The 16498-nt window shown below is 62.8% G+C and carries 11 protein-coding genes; 9 read left to right on the top strand and 2 right to left on the bottom strand.

All coding sequences use genetic code 11. The features are described 5' to 3' along the window. Positions 1–218 precede the first annotated feature (218 nt). Positions 219–2987: a LuxR C-terminal-related transcriptional regulator gene (locus ACOOHP_RS05710; protein WP_420465493.1), complete on the bottom strand. Its 2769-nt coding sequence runs from the start codon at positions 2985–2987 to the stop codon at positions 219–221. Between the two features lie 517 nt (positions 2988–3504). On the opposite strand from ACOOHP_RS05710, the gene ACOOHP_RS05705 reads away from it, so the two are divergent. The 6 genes from ACOOHP_RS05705 to ACOOHP_RS05680 all read left to right on the top strand — a co-directional run bounded on the left by ACOOHP_RS05705 (position 3505) and on the right by ACOOHP_RS05680 (position 13420). Beyond that, on the top strand, positions 3505–4878 hold the full coding sequence (locus ACOOHP_RS05705) for a DUF1329 domain-containing protein (RefSeq protein WP_420465492.1): 1374 nt from the start codon (positions 3505–3507) through the stop codon (positions 4876–4878). Between the two features lie 502 nt (positions 4879–5380). After that, positions 5381–7291 (top strand): hydantoinase/oxoprolinase family protein, encoded by a 1911-nt coding sequence (locus ACOOHP_RS05700; protein WP_420465491.1) that lies wholly within the window; start codon positions 5381–5383, stop codon positions 7289–7291. A gap of 21 nt (positions 7292–7312) precedes the next feature. Next, complete coding sequence (locus ACOOHP_RS05695; RefSeq protein ID WP_420465490.1) at positions 7313–7747, top strand: acetone carboxylase subunit gamma; 435 nt, start codon at positions 7313–7315, stop codon at positions 7745–7747. Next, positions 7744–9879 carry a hydantoinase/oxoprolinase family protein gene (locus ACOOHP_RS05690; RefSeq protein WP_420465489.1) on the top strand — a complete coding sequence of 712 codons (2136 nt, stop codon included), beginning with the start codon at positions 7744–7746 and terminating at the stop codon, positions 9877–9879. Before ACOOHP_RS05695 ends, ACOOHP_RS05690 begins: the two co-directional genes overlap by 4 nt. 74 nt (positions 9880–9953) lie before the next feature. Further along, positions 9954–12218, top strand: coding sequence for a hydantoinase B/oxoprolinase family protein (locus tag ACOOHP_RS05685; protein ID WP_420465488.1), 2265 nt, complete (start codon positions 9954–9956; stop codon positions 12216–12218). Positions 12219–12583: 365 nt separating this feature from the next. After that, positions 12584–13420, top strand: a complete 837-nt coding sequence (locus ACOOHP_RS05680) for a helix-turn-helix transcriptional regulator (RefSeq protein WP_420465487.1) — start codon at positions 12584–12586, stop codon at positions 13418–13420. A gap of 76 nt (positions 13421–13496) precedes the next feature. Here ACOOHP_RS05680 and ACOOHP_RS05675 read toward each other — a convergent pair whose 3' ends face one another. Next, complete coding sequence (locus tag ACOOHP_RS05675; protein WP_420465486.1) at positions 13497–14510, bottom strand: EAL domain-containing protein; 1014 nt, start codon at positions 14508–14510, stop codon at positions 13497–13499. A 68-nt stretch (positions 14511–14578) separates the two neighbouring features. On the opposite strand from ACOOHP_RS05675, the gene ACOOHP_RS05670 reads away from it, so the two are divergent. The 3 genes from ACOOHP_RS05670 (at position 14579) to ACOOHP_RS05660 (ending at position 16477) form a co-directional block, all read left to right on the top strand. Continuing rightward, positions 14579–15361 carry an autoinducer binding domain-containing protein gene (locus tag ACOOHP_RS05670; RefSeq protein WP_420465485.1) on the top strand — a complete coding sequence of 261 codons (783 nt, stop codon included), beginning with the start codon at positions 14579–14581 and terminating at the stop codon, positions 15359–15361. Between the two features lie 94 nt (positions 15362–15455). Next, positions 15456–16082: an acyl-homoserine-lactone synthase gene (locus ACOOHP_RS05665; RefSeq protein ID WP_420465484.1), complete on the top strand. Its 627-nt coding sequence runs from the start codon at positions 15456–15458 to the stop codon at positions 16080–16082. Further along, entirely contained in the window at positions 16079–16477 is a 399-nt protein-coding gene (locus ACOOHP_RS05660) for a hypothetical protein (protein WP_420465483.1), read from the top strand. Before ACOOHP_RS05665 ends, ACOOHP_RS05660 begins: the two co-directional genes overlap by 4 nt. The last annotated feature ends 21 nt before the right edge of the window (positions 16478–16498 follow it).

Genomic DNA, 16498 nt, shown 5'->3' with positions numbered 1-16498 from the left:
CCGGCACGCGCTCAGCAGAGCACGTTCTGGAACGTGTACCGGGCCTGCCGGAGTCGATGCCTGGAGTCTTTAGCTTCGGCATGCCGGTATCCGACATCGCACGCTGCATCGACCCGGACCGCAACCCGAACCGGCCCAGCGCGGGCCCTTTATCCGGTCGGCCTGCTGACGAGCCCCGGCGTCACGGCAGTTCCGGCCGCGGTACAGCAACTCCGCGATCAACCGCCGATCAGCCCCTTTTCGCGCACGATGCGAATCGCCTCCAGGCGGCTCTTCACGCCCAGCTTGGCGTAGATGTTCTTGAGGTGATACTTGACGGTATCGCGGGTCACGAACATCGCGGTGGCAATCTGTTCATTCGACAGGTAGTTCACCATCATCGAGACGATCTTGCGTTCGCGATCGGTGAACGGCTCCAGCAGACCGCCGCCCGCGGCACCCGGGCGCTCCCGCGAGGTCCGCGCCTGAGTCTCCGGCATGCTGGTACCGAGCAGACGTACCAGGAACAGATAGGACTCTGAATCCGGCGCCAGCTCGCCGCGTTCGCCACCCGGGCGCAGGTGCTCCAGCAACAACTGCGAGACTTCTTCGCCCTCGTCGAGGATGGCCTGTACGTAGCCGCCGGGCGCGGCCAGCGCCAGCGCATGCTCGATGCAGCGATGCGCCGCATTGCCGTGCCCGAGGCGCTGGTTGGCCAGGGCGCCCAGTACCTGCAACTTGATCTGCCGATGCACGCGTGTGCGCAGCACCGCCTGCCGGAGTCCGGCGTGCAGCAGCCGCAGCGCTTCGCGGGCGTGGCCTGCGTGAATGTCCAGACGGATTCGGCCGATGACGGTGTCTTCGCTGTCTTCGGAGATGCGCACCCAGTCGCTGGTGGGAGAGCAATCGTCCGGCTCGAGCCGGCCGGCCACGATCTGCGCACGGTCCAGACGTCCGCTCAGCAGTTCGCGCCGCACGCGCTCCCAGCCGATCAGCCGCACCGCACGCGGCCACTGCCCGCTGTAGGACAGCTGTTCGGCTTCGTCGAGCACCGCCAGGGCTTCGGCCGCCTCGCCGCGCAGATCGTGAATGCGCGCCACCGCGCGATAGGCGATCACCAGGTAGTCGTGGATGCCGGCGTTGGTGATGATCTCGCGAAACTGTCGGAAATGCGTCAGCGCCAGATCGAATTCGTTGGCCTCATACAGGGTCATGATCAGCCCGCAGGCCAGGCAGGCGGTAGACACCGATTCGTCGGCGTACATGCGCGGATCGGACAAGGCGGTGCGAAACTGGGTCATCGCCTCCTGCAACTGGCCCTGCGAGACCAGAGTCAGCGCCGACTTGCCGACGGAGTAGGCCCAGGTGAACGTGGTGCCACCCAGTCCGCTCAGCGCGCGTCCGCGCGCCAGGTATTTGAGCGCCTCGTCGTAGTGACCCGCGGCCATTGCGTGATAGCCGCGGGCGTTGGCGACCGCGCTGAGCTCAAACGTACGAAAGCGGGTGGAGCCATTGACACTGGTGTCGACGCTGGCCACCGGGTCGGGCGTGTGTGCCAGGTCGTCCTCAATGATCGCCACCATGCTCAACGCCACCCGCGGATCGCCGTGCGGAGAGCTTCCGGCCGGAATTGCGCGCAGCAGGCGCAGCAGCGGTCCGAGCTTGCGATGGCGGCTCAGAAAGCTCAGCGCCCAGACGATCTTCACCACCAGCCCGGGGCGCTTTTCCAGCTCTTCCATCGGCACGCTGTCCGACCAGCGATCGACCGTCACCATGTGCCCGTCGGGCACCAGCCGATCCGCCCAGATCTCGAACACGTCGGCGGCCTCTGCATGATCGCCGGCGCTGGAGAAGTGGTGCAGCGCCTCTTCGAAGTGTCCCTGCTCGCGAAACCAGCGCGCGGCATCGCGATGCAGTTCGCGTACCGATTCCGGATACGCGGCGCGCAGATGGTCCTGCAGAAAGCGCGAAAACAGCGCGTGATAGGTGAACCACTGCTGGTCGGATTCGACCCGGCGCACGAACAGCCCGGTGCGTTCCAGAACGGCAAGAATCTCCTGGGCATCGCGACGCCCCAGCAGCGCGTTGCACAACGACACCGACATGCGCGTGAGCACCGAAGTCTTGAGCAGAAACTCCTGCACCGCTGGCGCCTGTCGCGACAGCACGTTGTCGGCCAGGTAATCCGCCAGTTCGCGAAGATGATGCACCCGTCCCTTGGCCAGGGATTCGCGGATCGCCGGGCTGTCGATGGCCAGACGATAAAGCTGCACCGCCGCAGGCCAGCCCTCGGTATCGCTGTAGATCGCATGCAGTTCGGCTTCGGACACGCTGACGTCGCCGGTCAGCTCGAAGAATCGGCGCACCTCCTGCTCGGAGAAGCGCAACGCATCGGCATGGATGACCAATGCCTCGTCGCCCACGATCAGCCGCGGCAGACCCACCTCCGGCACCACCCGGCTGGCCAGGAACCAGCGGATGCCGACCGGCGCACTAGCGAGCAGTTCGCGGAGAAATCCCAGCATCGGCCGGCTGCTGACGAAGTGCAGATCGTCAATGAACACGGCTACCGGCCGGCCCAAGGCGAGCAACTGCCCGGCCAGCCAGTCGGTACGAGAAGCCATATCGGTGACGCGTGGCTGCTCGGCCACTTCGCGGACGCTGGCCTGCGCGCGCATACCGGCCACCATCTCCTGCACATGCCCCAGAAAGCGCGTCACATCGTTGTCGGTTTCGTCCAGCGACAACCAACCGCAGAGCATGCCCTCCTGCTCGCAGGTTGCCTGCACCTGCAACATCAACGAGGTCTTGCCATGGCCGGCAGGCGCCTGGAATACCGCGACCCGGGCCGGCGTACGGCCGAACACGCGCTGCAGCAGCAGTTCGCGCTCCACCGCGTGTTGGTGCGCCTTGGGCGCCGAGATCTTGTGATTCGGAGACACCGCAGGCACGCGGGCGGCACCTCTGGGCAGGTCGGGATTGACGCTCTGCTCGGATCGGGCGTTCACGAGTCTCCTCCTCGCTCCTGGACCGGCAGCCTACCCCAGGCGCTGGGGCCGCTCTTTACCCTCCGGGGTAGGGTCATTCCGGGATACCGGCATAGCGTTGCCTGGACGGATCACGGCGTACGCTGAAATCGCCGGGCCCCGCAGTGCATGGCGTTTTACGGGCAGGAACTGAGGGAAGATTGCCCCCGGCCAACTTGACTGCGACGCCCAGGATGCAAGAGGAGCACCGCGCAACTTACGCGCACCCCAGGCTGCGTTCGATCAATTCACTGCATCGCAGCGAAACGATCGAATCAACGCTTTCCCAGCTGGGTAGAACCCAAGATCGAAAGATTACCCTCAAGGGTAGGGTCCAGCGGAAGGCCCAGTCCTACGGTGCAGTGGCCGGGGCATTCGATCGTCACCTTATCCGATCGGCAGCCCGGCGAAATCATTCCAAATCTGGTGAAGCGATAAATACATCTAAGGCGGGCAGACGAGCCCAGCCGGCAACGCTCACTGCAAAGAGGAGAGCCCGATGCATATCCGCAAGTTCGACTTCGATTACAGCCGCCGACAGTTCCTCGATAAAACCGCCCGCGGTATCGGAACCTTGGGCGTCCTCGCGCCCTTGTGGTCCGTGGCGGCCAGCAACGGCGATATCAGCAAAGCCTACCCGGACGAGCTGATGTCGATCGACATGTACACCAAGGGCAAAATCAAGACGGGCGATTATATCGACGCCAGCAATGTCGACATCGTCCAGGACCTGCTCGATCCGATCCAGTATACAAACCTCAAGGAGCAGGGGCGGCGGATCAAGATCGTTCCGACGACGCTGGATATCACCGAGATGTACAACCAGGACCATCTCGAAGCGACCCTGCGCAACAAGGGCCGGGCGAAGTGGGATGACACTGGAAACCTGGTCGCCGACACCGGAGAAAACTGGCTCGGTGGCGTGCCCTTTCCGGAACCCGGCGATGCCAAGGAAGCCTTGGCCAACATCACGATGAGCTGGGGCCGTCACAATTTTTCGATCTACGCGATTCCCGAGATCAGTCTCAGACCGGATGGCAGCATCGGGTACGACCGCGAATTCATCTGGGCAGAACTGCAGGTCCAGGCACGAGCCGACGGCAAGATATTCCAGGATCAAGCCGAACTCCTCAGGCTGCAGTCGATCTGGTTCACGCGTCCCAACGACACCAAGGGCTCCTCGTTCTTGTCCGTCTGGTATTACGACCAGCGCAAATTCCCGGACTTGTACGGCTATTTCCCGGCATTCAAGCGGGTGCGTCAGTTCCCCACCAATCAACGCTTCGAACCGGTGGTGCCGGGCATGACCTTCTTCCTCTCCGACGCATGGTCATCGGGGGACCCCATGCTCACCTGGGGCGATTACAAGATGATCACCAGAAAGCCCCACCTGGCGCCAATGTCCGAGAACTGGCAGGGCGATTCGCCAAACTGGGACAAGAAGGTACACGGCGGCGGCAAGGATCTGACGTTCTACGAAACCAACTTTCAGCTGGTACCGGAGTGCGTGGTGATCGAAACCAAGCCCACCGGATATCCACGTGCGCCGGTCGGCGTAAAGCGTGTCTGGATCGATGCACGCAACAACATGTACAACTCCAGCGTAACGTTCGACCGGCAGGGCAAGGTCTGGAAGTCCTTCGAAACCGGATCCGGCCGGCAGCAGAAAGGCAGTCACGTCCACAAGAACCGGGACGGAACGCCGGCCTGGTCCTGGGATTACTGCCATGTTCATGACATTCAGTCCAACCGCATGACGCGCATCCACCACGCGCAGGCAAGTCCTGCAGGATACAAGTCGGAATACGACCCCGATTACGACTTCTACAACAAGTTCCTGACCACGAGTGCGATGGCCCGTTTGGGTACCTAGCTTCCAGACCCGGAAATGCGAGGGCTCGCCCTCGCAGATTGTTCTCCCGCTGCTGCTTCATCGGCGCAATACCGGCGGACTGAAAAGTCCGCCGGTCTTTTTCGCGTGAACGGCGGGCTGTTCCGATTGCCGTATCGAAGTGGATCGAAGCGGCCATCGGACGCCGAATGCATGACCTCTGCCCGGGTGCGCCGCGACCGGACAGGGGCGCCGGCCGTGACGACCGGGACCTGATGCGCTCTGGGCGGGTCTACCCTGGCTCTCCTCCCCAGCCGGGGCGGTTGCCCTGCCCCTTTTTCTCCCGCCTTGCCAGGCAACCCGGCGGCCCTTGACGGGCCGCCGAGTCATTTAAGGGGGTCCACCCTGAGCGAATCAGGGAAGCACCCCTACGGGATCGCCGCGAGCCGAGTGCTACTTTACCCCTGCGGGTAGGAATACCGACCGGACGCCGCCCTAATCTCGCCGGCACAACAAGGCGTCGGCACACTATCAGGAGGAGCGAGTGGGAAAACTCATCAATATCGACAATGGGGGCACTCTGACGGACATCTGCGTCATCGATGGCCGCTCGGTTTACCGGGCCAAGACACTGACGACGCCGCACGATCTGTCGCGCTGTTTCTTTGATGGTTTGAGCAAGGTTTCACAGGCGATCTACGGCAAGGAAGACCTGCTGGCGCTGATCACCAGCACGGACCACATCCGTTATTCCACGACCCAGGGCACCAATGCCCTGATCGAGCGCAAGGGACCGCGCCTGGGTCTGGTGCTCACCGGTACGCTGCAGGAACCGGCGCTGAGACAGGAGGGTCGGTCGGACGAATTGTTCGATGCCCTGGTCGGCACGCGCAGCACTGCGCTGGACCTGAGTCTGCAGGGCGCCGAACTGGAAATGGCCGCGGTCAAGGCGGTCAATGCACTGTCCTCCGCTGGCGCCAATCGCATCGTGGTCGCCCACGGCGGCGCGGATCGCTCGGAGCAGGAAACGCGGCTCAAGAACCTGTTGCTGCGAAAATTCCCGCAGCACCTTCTCGGCGCGGTGCCCATTCTCTATACGCATGAAGTGGTCGAAGACGAAGACGATGTGCGCCGCACCTGGACCGCACTGTTCAACGCTTTTCTGCACCCGGCGATGGAGCGGTTTCTCTACACCTCGGAGCACAAGCTGCGCCAGCACAAGGCGCAGAACCCGCTGTTGATTTTCCGTAACGACGGCAACTCCGCCCGCGTAGCCAAAACCATCGCGCTCAAAACCTACAGCTCGGGACCGCGCGGCGGCATGGAAGGCTCGCGCGCCATCGCCGGCCACTACAGCTTCAAGCATCTGGTTTCGATGGACGTCGGCGGCACCACCACCGACATCGGCGAAGTGCGCGATGGTCAGGTCCGCTCGGAATCGCGCGGCCGTGTCGAGGGCGTCGCGGTGTCGTTTCCCCTCAGCGATGTGCACAGCGTCGGCGTCGGCGGCAGTTCCATCATTAAAGTGGTCGATGGCCACATCAAGGTCGGACCGCAGTCGGTAGGCAGCGCGCCGGGCCCAGCCTGCTTCGGCCTGGGCGGCAGCGAGGCCACCATCACCGATGCGTTCGTGGTGCTGGGCCTGCTCGACCCCAGCTCGTTCTTCGGCGGCGATCTTGCGCTGGACCTCCAGCGCGCACGCGCGGTGATCCAGGAGCGTGTAGCGACACCGCTAAACCTCTCGATCGAGGCAGCGGCCGTCGCGATGGAGAAGGCCTGGGTCGACAAGGTGGCCGGCTGCCTAAAGGAGTTCGCACACGTCGAAGCCGACACGGTGCTGGCGGCGTTCGGTGGCGCGGGCCCTATGGTCGTCTGCCGCATCGCCGAGACCGCTGGCATCTCGCGCGTGCTGATTCCGGGCCTGGCGGCGGTGTTTTCGGCGTTCGGCCTGGGCTTCTCCGACATCGGTCACCAGTACGAGGCGCCGCTGCGACAGCGCGATGCCGCTGGCCTCAAGGCCTGCCTGGACGATCTCAGAGAACAGGCCGAGCGCGGCATGTACGCCGAAGGCTTCGAGCTGGGCGACTGCGAACTCGAGCCGGAACTGCTGGTGACCACCGCCGAACTGGACGAGCGTCGCGCACTGGCCAACGGCGCGCTGCCGTCCGATCTGCCCGCCAACGCGCGGCTGTCGGTTTCGCTGAGCAGTACGCGGCGGCTGCCGCAGCCGGAACTGCGCGGTCGTTTCGGCGGCAAATCGGCCGAGGCGGTGACCAAGGGGTCGCGTCAGGTGGGCGACGCCGCCCTGCCGGTCTACCGCGTCGAAGACCAGGCCGCGGGTGCGGTTGCCAGCGGTCCCGCCGTGCTTGAAGAGGCCTATTTCACCGGCCGCATCGATGCTGGCTGGCGTTTCGAAATCAACGACAGCGGCGACATTCTGTTGAGCCGCGTCTGATCCCGTTCTGGAGGAAAAAAAATGAAAGTCCTGATGACCGAGAATCTGCGCATCGATTTGGATAGCGAGCAGTGGGAATGTCGCCACTGCGACAAAGTGCTGGTGTCGGCGCGCGACAACTACAAGCGCGGCCTGCTCGCCTACGACCGTGATCCGCGTGAAATCCACAAGCCACTGCTGGACCCGACCAAGTACACGCTCACCTACTCGCCGGACCCGACCTGGTGCCGGCTGATCGAGTACTACTGCCCACAGTGCGGAACGATGATGGAAGTCGAATACCTGCCACCCGGCCATCCGCCGCTGCGCGACATGGAGTTCGACATCGACGCGATGAAAGTGCAGTGGAAGGACCGCGACGAAGTGCTGGTCGAGGCCATCGGCAAGGAGCCCGCACAACGGCGCGTGCATTCCGGCCAGCGGATGGCTCGCATGGCAACCGGAGACAAGGCATGAGGCGCGTCTCGGTCGATATCGGCGGCACCTTCACCGACTGCTTCGTGGCGTGGGACAACAAGTACATCGAATCCAAGGCCCTCACCACGCACCAGAATCTGGCGTTGGGCTTCAACGAGGCATTGAAGAACGCCTGCGACGAGCTCGAACTCAAGGAACACGACCTGTTATCGCAGGTCGACTCGGTGCGCTATGCCACCACCTTGGGCACCAACGCGCTGATCCAGCGCAAGGGTCCTCGTCTGGGCATGCTGACCACGATGGGCTTCCGCTCTTCGGTACCGCTGGCACGTGCCAAGGGCTATGCAACGGGTCTGCCGCACAAGCAGCAGATGGACGTGCCCAACGCCGAGCGTCCGGACCCCATCGTGCCGATTCCGATGATCCTCGAGGTGCGCGAGCGCATCGACTACACCGGCGACGTGCTGCTCAAGCTCGACGAAAAAGATCTACGCGACAAACTGCGCCAGCTGGTCGACAAGGGCGCCGAGGCGATTGTGGTGACCCTGGCCAACTCGGTGGTGAATCCGGAACACGAGCTGCGCATTCGCGAGATATTTCTGAAGGAGTATCCCGGCCACATGCTGGGCGCAATCCCGCTGCTGCTTTCGCATCAGGTGGGCGGACGCAAAGGCGAGTACGCGCGCGCGATGTCCACCATCATGGACGGATTCCTGCACTCGACGATGTACCACGGCCTCGGAACCCTGGAACTGAACTTGCGCAACACCGGCTATTCCAAGCCGATGCTGTGCAATCACAACTCCGGCGGCATGGCGCAGCTCAATTCCACAGATGCGCTGCAGACCGTGCACTCGGGTCCGGTGTCCGGCATCGCGGCCAGCGAACACCTGGCGCTGCAGGCCGAGCTGGGTAATATCGTGGCCACCGACATGGGTGGCACCAGCTTCGACATCGGCATCGTGGTGGAAGGCGGCGTCAAGTACTACGACTTCAATCCGGAAATCGAACGCTGGATGGTCGCGGTGCCGATGGTGCATCTGGTCACCCTGGGCGCTGGCGGCGGATCGGTGTGCCAGTACGATCGCATCTACAAGACCGTACAGGTGGGTCCGGAGTCGGCGGGCTCCGACCCCGGCCCGGCGGCCTACGATCGCGGCGGCCTGAAGCCGACGGTCACCGATGCCGATCTGCTGATGGGTTATCTCGACCCGGGCAACTACGCGGGCGGTCGCATCAAGCTCAATCCCAAGCGCGCCAAACAGGCGATGGAGGAGCTGGCGGACGAACTCGACGTCGACACCGTCGAAACCTGCAAGCTGATCAAGCAGACCGTCGATGCCAACATGGCCAACGGCATCGCACGCGAACTGCGCACGCGCGGCTACGAGCCGGTGGACTTCACCACCCTGGCCTACGGCGGCAATGGTCCGTTGCATGCCTGCGGCATCGCCCGTGCACTGGGCGTCAGGAACATTCTGGCACCGCCTTATGCTTCGACGTTCTCGGCGGTGGGTGCGGGCAACATGAACCAGATGCACATCCACGAACTGAGCACCTGGACGGTACTGTACGACGCCAACCTGAAGTCACTGTTCGCCGACTACAGCAAGTTCAACGGCTTCGTCGAAGAGCTAGAGCGTCGTGGTCGCGAGGACCTGCTGCGCCAGGGCTTCGCAGCCGAGGGCATCGGTTACCGCCTGGAACTCGACATGCGCTACGGCAACCAACGCGTGACGACCGCCGTGGTCACCGACCTGCATCGATTGAACAATCAGAGCGACGTACTGCGGTTGATGGAGCAGTTCTACCAGCGCTACGGCGAGCGCTTCGGCAAGGGCAGCCAGGTGACCGAAGCCGGCGTACGCATCAACACGGTTCGCGTCTGCTCGTTCGTCACCCAGCCGGGTGTCGCGTTCAAGGGCATCAAGCCCGCCGGCAAGGGCAAGGCACCGCCCGCCCCCGATGGCTTGCGCAAGTGCCATTTCGTGGGCCACGACGGTGCGCTGGAAACGCCGATCTACGGTGACGGCGCGCTCGAGCCGCGCACCGAGATCGACGGACCTGCGATCGTGGTGACACGCGCCACGACTTACCTGATCGAACCGGGCTGGCGCTATCGCGCAGCAGAACAGGGTGCGGTGTGGTTTACGAGAATCGAGACCACCTGATCGATTTACTCCGTCGCGGCTTTCCGCGACGGAGTTTGAAAGTAATGAATGGAGGGCGAAGACAAATGAACGACATGAACATCACTGCCGACGACAAGGCGCTGCTGAACAAGTTTCTGAAGGACAACCAGCTGTTCTACATCGCTGATCCGGAGATCATGGGCGACCACGACATCGGCCCGCGCAGCGAGGACGAAGAGCGCCTGCTCAGCGGTCCGACCGATCCGCACCTGGTCAACATGGTACGTGGCCGCGTCCTCGCCGCCATGGATGAAGGGAACACGATGATCGAACAGATGGGCGCCGCGCCCGGCGCGAAGTGGGGCGACATCGTCGCGTCCATCTTCACGGCCAGCGGCGACCTATCGATGATCGCGCCGCACGGCGTCGTCGGCTTCGCCGCCTGCGTGCACTACCCGATCAAGTACATCATCAAGTACTGGACCGACGAACCCACCGTCGGCGTGCGCGACGGCGACGGCTTCATCCACAACGACCCGCGCTACGGTGGCATCCACGGCACCGATCAGTCCTGCATCATGCCGGTGTTCTGGAAAGAGAAGCTGGTCTGCTGGGTGTCCTGCACCATCCACGAGGGCGAGAACGGTGCGACCGAACCGGGCGGCATGCCGCCGTCGGCCGAGAGCCGCTACGACGAAGGCCTGAAGATGTCGCCTTTCAAGGTCATCGAGAACTTTCAGCTCCGTCGCGATCTCGTCACGTTCCTGCAGAACATGGTGCGCGATCCCAAGCTGCAGCTCGAGGACATGAAGGTCAAGCTGCACACCTGCCTGCGCATGCGCGAGCGCGTGCTGGCGGTGCTCGAGGAATTCGGCGAGGACGCGCTGACCATCTCGCTGCGCCAGCACATCGAGGACGTGCAGGAAGAAGTGCGCCGCCGCATCGAAGAGCTGCCGGACGGCACCACCCGCGTCCTGACCTTTCCCGATTCGACCCTGCGCGAGAACGCACTGCTCAAGTTCAGCATGGCGGTCACGGTCAAGGGCGACAAGATGACCCTGGACTTCCGCGGCTCGTCGCCGGAGTTCATCAACCGCGCCATCAACTGCAACGCGGCCTCGCTCAAGACGATGCTTCTGACCAGCTACCTGCAGAACGTCTGGCCCGACCTGCCGCAGACCATGGCGGTATTCGGCCCGATCAAGATGCTGTTCGACGAGAAGTCGGTGCTCAATGGCTCGTTCGAGACGCCGCAGCCGATGAGCCTCATCCCCTTGTTCAAGGCGATGACCATCCCGACCATCCCGATGGCCAAGCTCAGCTACAGTCTGCCGCATCGCTACACCGCGATCGTGGCGCCGCAGTACGACCAGCCCGGCACCTTCATCTACGGCGGCCTGACCCAGAACGGCGAGAACGTCGGCAACTTCTGCGCCGACATCAACGGCAATGGCCAGGGCGGTCGTGCGCATCGCGACGGCGAACATTCGGTGTCGCCCCCGTTCGCCGCCAACTGCGACATCGGCGAAATGGAAGTCATCGAAGAGGAACTGCCGATCGTGCGCCTCGGCGCGTTCACTCTGACCAAGGATCGGGTCGGCTTCGGCAAGTACCGCGGCGGCCTGGGCTACGAGATGATCGCCTCGACCCGTGGCACCGGCATGTGGGGCTTCATGACCGGCTGCACCGGCTCGCTGTTCACGCCTTCGCAGCCGCTGTTCGGCGGCTACGGCCCGCCGGTGTACCCCTTGTGCAAGATCCAGAACGTCAACATCTTCGAGCAGCTCGAGTCCAACCCCGACAAGATCAAGTTCGACATTCTGGATCTGATGAACAAGCAGACCGTCGAAGGCGGCAAGTACTCGACGCATCCGATGGCCATGACCTTCGAGCTTTGCGAGAACGGCGAGGTCTACATGATGTGCCAGGGCACCGGCGCCGGTTACGGCGACGTACTGCTGCGCGACCCGGCGCTGGTGATCAAGGACATCGAGGAAGACCTGATCTCGCACGAAACGGCGCGCGATATCTACAAGGTGGTGTTCGATTCGACCACGCTGATCGTCGACGAGGAGGCCACCAAGACGGCGCGACAGGACGAACGCAAGTCACGGCTCAAGCGAGGCAAGCCGTTCGACGCGTTCGAAAAGGATTTCGTCACTGCAGAGCCGCCGGCGCACCTGCCCTACTACGGCAGTTGGGACGATCCGACAATCATCTACGGCACCAGCCAGGGCAAACGCATCAAGATGAAAGCAAGCGAGATGCAGAGCATGTTCATGCCCAACCCGAAGGATGAGAAGATCAAGGCACTGGAAAAGCAGCTCGACGCGACCAAGGCAGAGCTTGACGCCTGTCGCGCAAAATCCCGCGGCTGACTTTCCAACCCGGCGCGCAGGAAAGCGAGGGCAGGCATGCCCCCGCTTTTTTTGTGCGTGACGGAATCACGCCGGGCAGGCGCCGGGCGCACTCGCAGGAATCACTGACAGCCGCTTTGCCCTCCACCAGAAAGGCCAGACCCGACACCCGGATCACAACGCCCGGTCAACACCTGATGGACCTGGTCCGGCACCGCCTCAAGCTTTCCGATCACCAACGCGCAGATGTTGGTCAACGACAATAGAGGACGTGACCGGGCTTGTAGCGGTATTGGTCGATACAGTATCGATATCATTACACCCCTGCGGTGCTCGACATGGATGGGAGCATTGCGCCTCGCCTTGAGTTTTGACGATTGGAACGAATGACCCAGAACAAGTCAGTCCGGCAGCAGAAGTCGGCAAGCGCGGGAAACGAAGCGCGAGCTGGCGAGCGCGCCTCAGCGGGAAATTTTGTTGGCGTCACGTCGTCGCTGTTGACGCCGTTGCTGCAGGCCGCCGGCCAATGCCGTGACGAAAGCGAGATCAGAGATCTTTGTCAGCGCTTCTGCGACACGATCCAGCATGACGGGTGGCTCCTGGCGTGTTCCCTGCCCCACCTCAAGCTACGCGAGGACCAGATCCCTCATGTGAGCTTTTCCGGATACGACAGTGCCTGGATCGCGCAGTACAACTCCCGCGGGTATTTCGAGCACGATCCGGTGGTCAAGCGAGGCCTGACCGCCTATCGCCCGTTCGACTGGTCGGAGATCTCCGACGCATCACCGTTGGCGGCGGAGCTGTTCGTCGAAGCGGCCAGACATGGGATCTGCGCGGGCTTCAGCGTTCCATTACGCGGCCCGCGTGCGGCGCGAGGGTTGATCAACTTCTCGCGCGCTCATCTGCACACGCCACCCGAGCCGTTCAAGACCGAAATCGAAGCTGCAGCGCTGTATTTCGGCACGCTGCTCATGGAGTCCGTGATTCGGGTCGCCGATCAGGTTGCGGCCGACCTGTCCGATGTCGCAGCAAGCATGAGCGATCAGGAAGTGCTTCTGCTGTCGCAGCTTTCTGCGGGCACCCCGGCCGGCATGATCGCTGCGCAGCTTCAGCTCACACCGGATGCCATCACCAAGCTGCTGAGCAGAATCCAGAAAAAGCTCAAGTGCTCATCCACTGAGCAGGCACTGGCACGGGCAGCCTTTCTGAATCTGGGCGTGTAGCGCTGGCCGTTCAGCACCCTCAGCGAGGGTGCGCGGATGACGCGCAGCCCGCATGTTCCAGCCAGCCGGCCCAACCTCAACGCCTGAGAAATGCCTTCTTGGCCCAGGGCTGCTGCAGCAACAGGTTACGAATGCCGGAGATGGGCAGGGCCTTGCTGTAAGCCCAGCCCTGCATACGGGTCACGTCATGCCGACGAAGCCAGCGCGCCTGCACGTCTGTCTCCACGCCTTCAGCGACCGTGATCATGTGCAGACTCTTGGCCAGGCCGATGATGGTTTTCGCAATCACGGAGTCGCGCCGGTTGCGACCCAGACCGGCGACGAAAGAACGATCCAGTTTCAATCCCGCCACCGGCACGCTGCGCAGTACGCCCAGGTTGTTGTAGCCCAGGCCGAAATCGTCCACCAGTGTCGCCACACCGATTGCATTGAGCTTTTCGACAAACAGGGGAATGGAATCGCCTTCAGCGAGCATGGTCTCGGTGATCTCCACCTGGAACTGTCGGGGCGGGATGCGATACCGCTTCAAGGTCTGGTCTATGGTCATCACCAGGTTCGCATCGGCGAGTTGCCCGGCGGAAACGTTCATGCTCAGAGTCAGGCCGGGATGCCCATTGCGACGCAATTCAGCCAGGTCCATGCAAGCGCGGTTGAGAATGTTGCGGCCCACCTCGCCGATCAGCGAGTTCAACTCCAGCGAACGAACGATCTCCTCGGTGCTGTGGGTGCCTTGCCCTGCTGGCCACCGTAACAGCGCTTCGAGATGGGCGATCTCGCCGGTTTTGCAATCTATACTCGGTTGATAATGAATATGAAATTCGTCATCTGCCACCGCCAGCATGAGGCGCAGGTTGCTGGCGGGCATGAAACGCATATGGCCCTGGGCGACGCGAACGGCACGCTCGCGCGTCCGCGGCAGCGGATAAGCCCGGTGCTCCTGCACAACGGCAACACTCAGATCGACCACGCTCGCAGGTGCATCGATGATGCTGTCGATGAGATTTTGTCGGGTTTCGCCCATGGCTGGTAAAGAATGGACCTCGTACTTATAGTAGTCCAGCGGTTTGGCAGCAGCATCAAGGGCCTGCACCTCACTTCTCGGGACAATTTCCTCTGATGCTGCGGCGCCGGCTGAACGGGGGCGGTAGGGAGCAATCGATGGCCAGCAGCGACATTGCATTAACCGCGCTACTCGAAAACGCGGAAAACGTGCCCGAGCTGTATGACGCCGTTAGAGCGTTTGCGCAGGCGCGGCAGTTCAGTAGTTTTCTGTTCGGCGTTCGCGTACCGGTCTCGCTGGCCAAACCAGTGCACTTCTCCTTGTCCGGCTTCCCCAAGGAATGGCGCAAGCACTATGACGAAGCGGGATACCTGCGCGTGGATCCGGTTGTCCGTCATGCCCTGAGCAGTTCGGTCCCCATTTTCTGGGACGAGATCGAACGCAGCGACGCGCTGGTCGGCGCCTTCTTCAATGAAGCCGCCAGTTTCGGCCTAGCCCACGGAGTATCCGCCCCGATCTGCGGCAGACGCGGCGAGGTCGGCGTGTTGTCCCTGGCCAGGGAGTCCGTAATCGACGATTGCGAAGTCACCCGGTTCGAACTGCGCCGCGAGATGACTTGGTTTGCCACGGTGTTGCACGAGGCCGTATCGCGGGTGGCCTTTACCGCATCCACGCATCGCGAGGTCGCGAGACTGTCCGAGCGCGAAAAGCAGATTCTGATGTGGACAGCCGCTGGCGAATCATCTGCCACGATCGCGACCGAACTCGGCATTGCCGAGCGGACCGTGCTTTTTCATATCGAAAAAGCGGGCAAGAAGATGGGCGTGACCGGTCGCCACAAGATCGTATCCAGAGCAGTGGGTTCTGGCGCTTTGGCCCTGAACCAGGTCGCATTGCAGTCGACCAGGGCGCTGCCGACGACGCAGGAGTTCAGCGTCTAGTGACCATGAAAATTCGGCGTCGAAAGCTGTAGGTTTTGACAGCTGGCAAAGACCTCGCACCGTGGTTTGCTTGAGCCATACCACGGAGGTTCTTATGCACAGCTTTCATGCCGGCACCCTTGCCGGGCCGGACGCCCTGCCTGTCGAGATCATCGACCGGATGTTCCGCCTTCGCTTTCAGGTCTTCCACGAGCGTCTCAACTGGGAGGTGAAAGTCGAGGAAGGCCGTGAAAAAGATGAATTCGACGACGATCAGAGCATCTACATCGTTGGCGTCGACGACCAAACCGCCTCGGTGGACGCAGCGTGGAGACTGCGCCCCACCTCCGTGCCTTATATGCTCAAGGACACGTTCCCCATGTTGTTGCAGGGCAGACCGGCGCCCTGCCTGCCGCGTGTATGGGAGGTCTCCCGATTCGCCGTGGTCAATACCCCCTATGCGGACTCCGGCGCGGGCTCCTTCGGCGCGCTCACGCGCGATCTAGTAGCCCACACCATTCACTTCGCGACGCAGCAAGGTATCAGCAGTTTCGTCTGGGTCACCTCTCTGGGCGTCGAACGCATGGCCCGCAAGCTCGGTTACCGACTGCAACGCTGGGGCGCTCCGCGGATGATCGGCAGGGTCAATTGCGTTGTGAACGAGATCGGCATCGATGCTCATGCCATCACGCTGGCCGACCACCAGCTCGGCGCGACCGTTTACCTTCAGGAGGCCGCATGAAAGTCTTGGTGCTGGACGCCCATCTTGGCGAACGTTGCGATCACGCCGAGGCGTTGGTCGGCAAAGGCCGGCGCGTGTCGCGCTCCACTCGCATCAGCGAGGATGACTTTTGCGAGCTACTGGCAATGGACTACGGCGACGAAGCCAGTGCTGAAGTGGTGCGCGACGCGCTGCGTTACCGCGCAGAGAACCCGCGATGTCGCGTTGCCGTTGTGCGGGTGCTCGACGCCCACTGGAGCGAGGCCGAATGCCGCGCGCGCATCAACAGCATGCCGCAGGTCGGCCAGCCAGGGCTCGGCATGACGGTGTCAAAACTCTCCGCGGTGATGGAGCGCAGCGACCAGTTGAGCGTGCGCATCGATGCGGACGCGGTGCTGTTCGAATACGCCGCCTGATCGGCGGCGCACGTCGTCTTC

Origin of the sequence: Panacagrimonas sp. (genome assembly GCF_965216805.1) — a bacterium.
Classification (GTDB): domain Bacteria; phylum Pseudomonadota; class Gammaproteobacteria; order Nevskiales; family Nevskiaceae; genus Panacagrimonas.
This window is presented reverse-complemented; position numbering and strand designations above follow the sequence as displayed.

Bases quoted from the DNA above. Each gene is read 5' to 3' on its own strand.
- ACOOHP_RS05670 (WP_420465485.1), top strand. From the start codon at position 14,579: ATGGCCAGCAGCGACATTGCATTAACCGCGCTACTCGAAAACGCGGAA.
- ACOOHP_RS05665 (WP_420465484.1), top strand. From the start codon at position 15,456: ATGCACAGCTTTCATGCCGGCACCCTTGCCGGGCCGGACGCCCTGCCT.
- ACOOHP_RS05695 (WP_420465490.1), top strand. From the start codon at position 7,313: ATGAAAGTCCTGATGACCGAGAATCTGCGCATCGATTTGGATAGCGAG.
- ACOOHP_RS05660 (WP_420465483.1), top strand. From the start codon at position 16,079: ATGAAAGTCTTGGTGCTGGACGCCCATCTTGGCGAACGTTGCGATCAC.
- ACOOHP_RS05680 (WP_420465487.1), top strand. From the start codon at position 12,584: ATGACCCAGAACAAGTCAGTCCGGCAGCAGAAGTCGGCAAGCGCGGGA.
- ACOOHP_RS05690 (WP_420465489.1), top strand. From the start codon at position 7,744: ATGAGGCGCGTCTCGGTCGATATCGGCGGCACCTTCACCGACTGCTTC.
- ACOOHP_RS05705 (WP_420465492.1), top strand. From the start codon at position 3,505: ATGCATATCCGCAAGTTCGACTTCGATTACAGCCGCCGACAGTTCCTC.
- ACOOHP_RS05685 (WP_420465488.1), top strand. From the start codon at position 9,954: ATGAACATCACTGCCGACGACAAGGCGCTGCTGAACAAGTTTCTGAAG.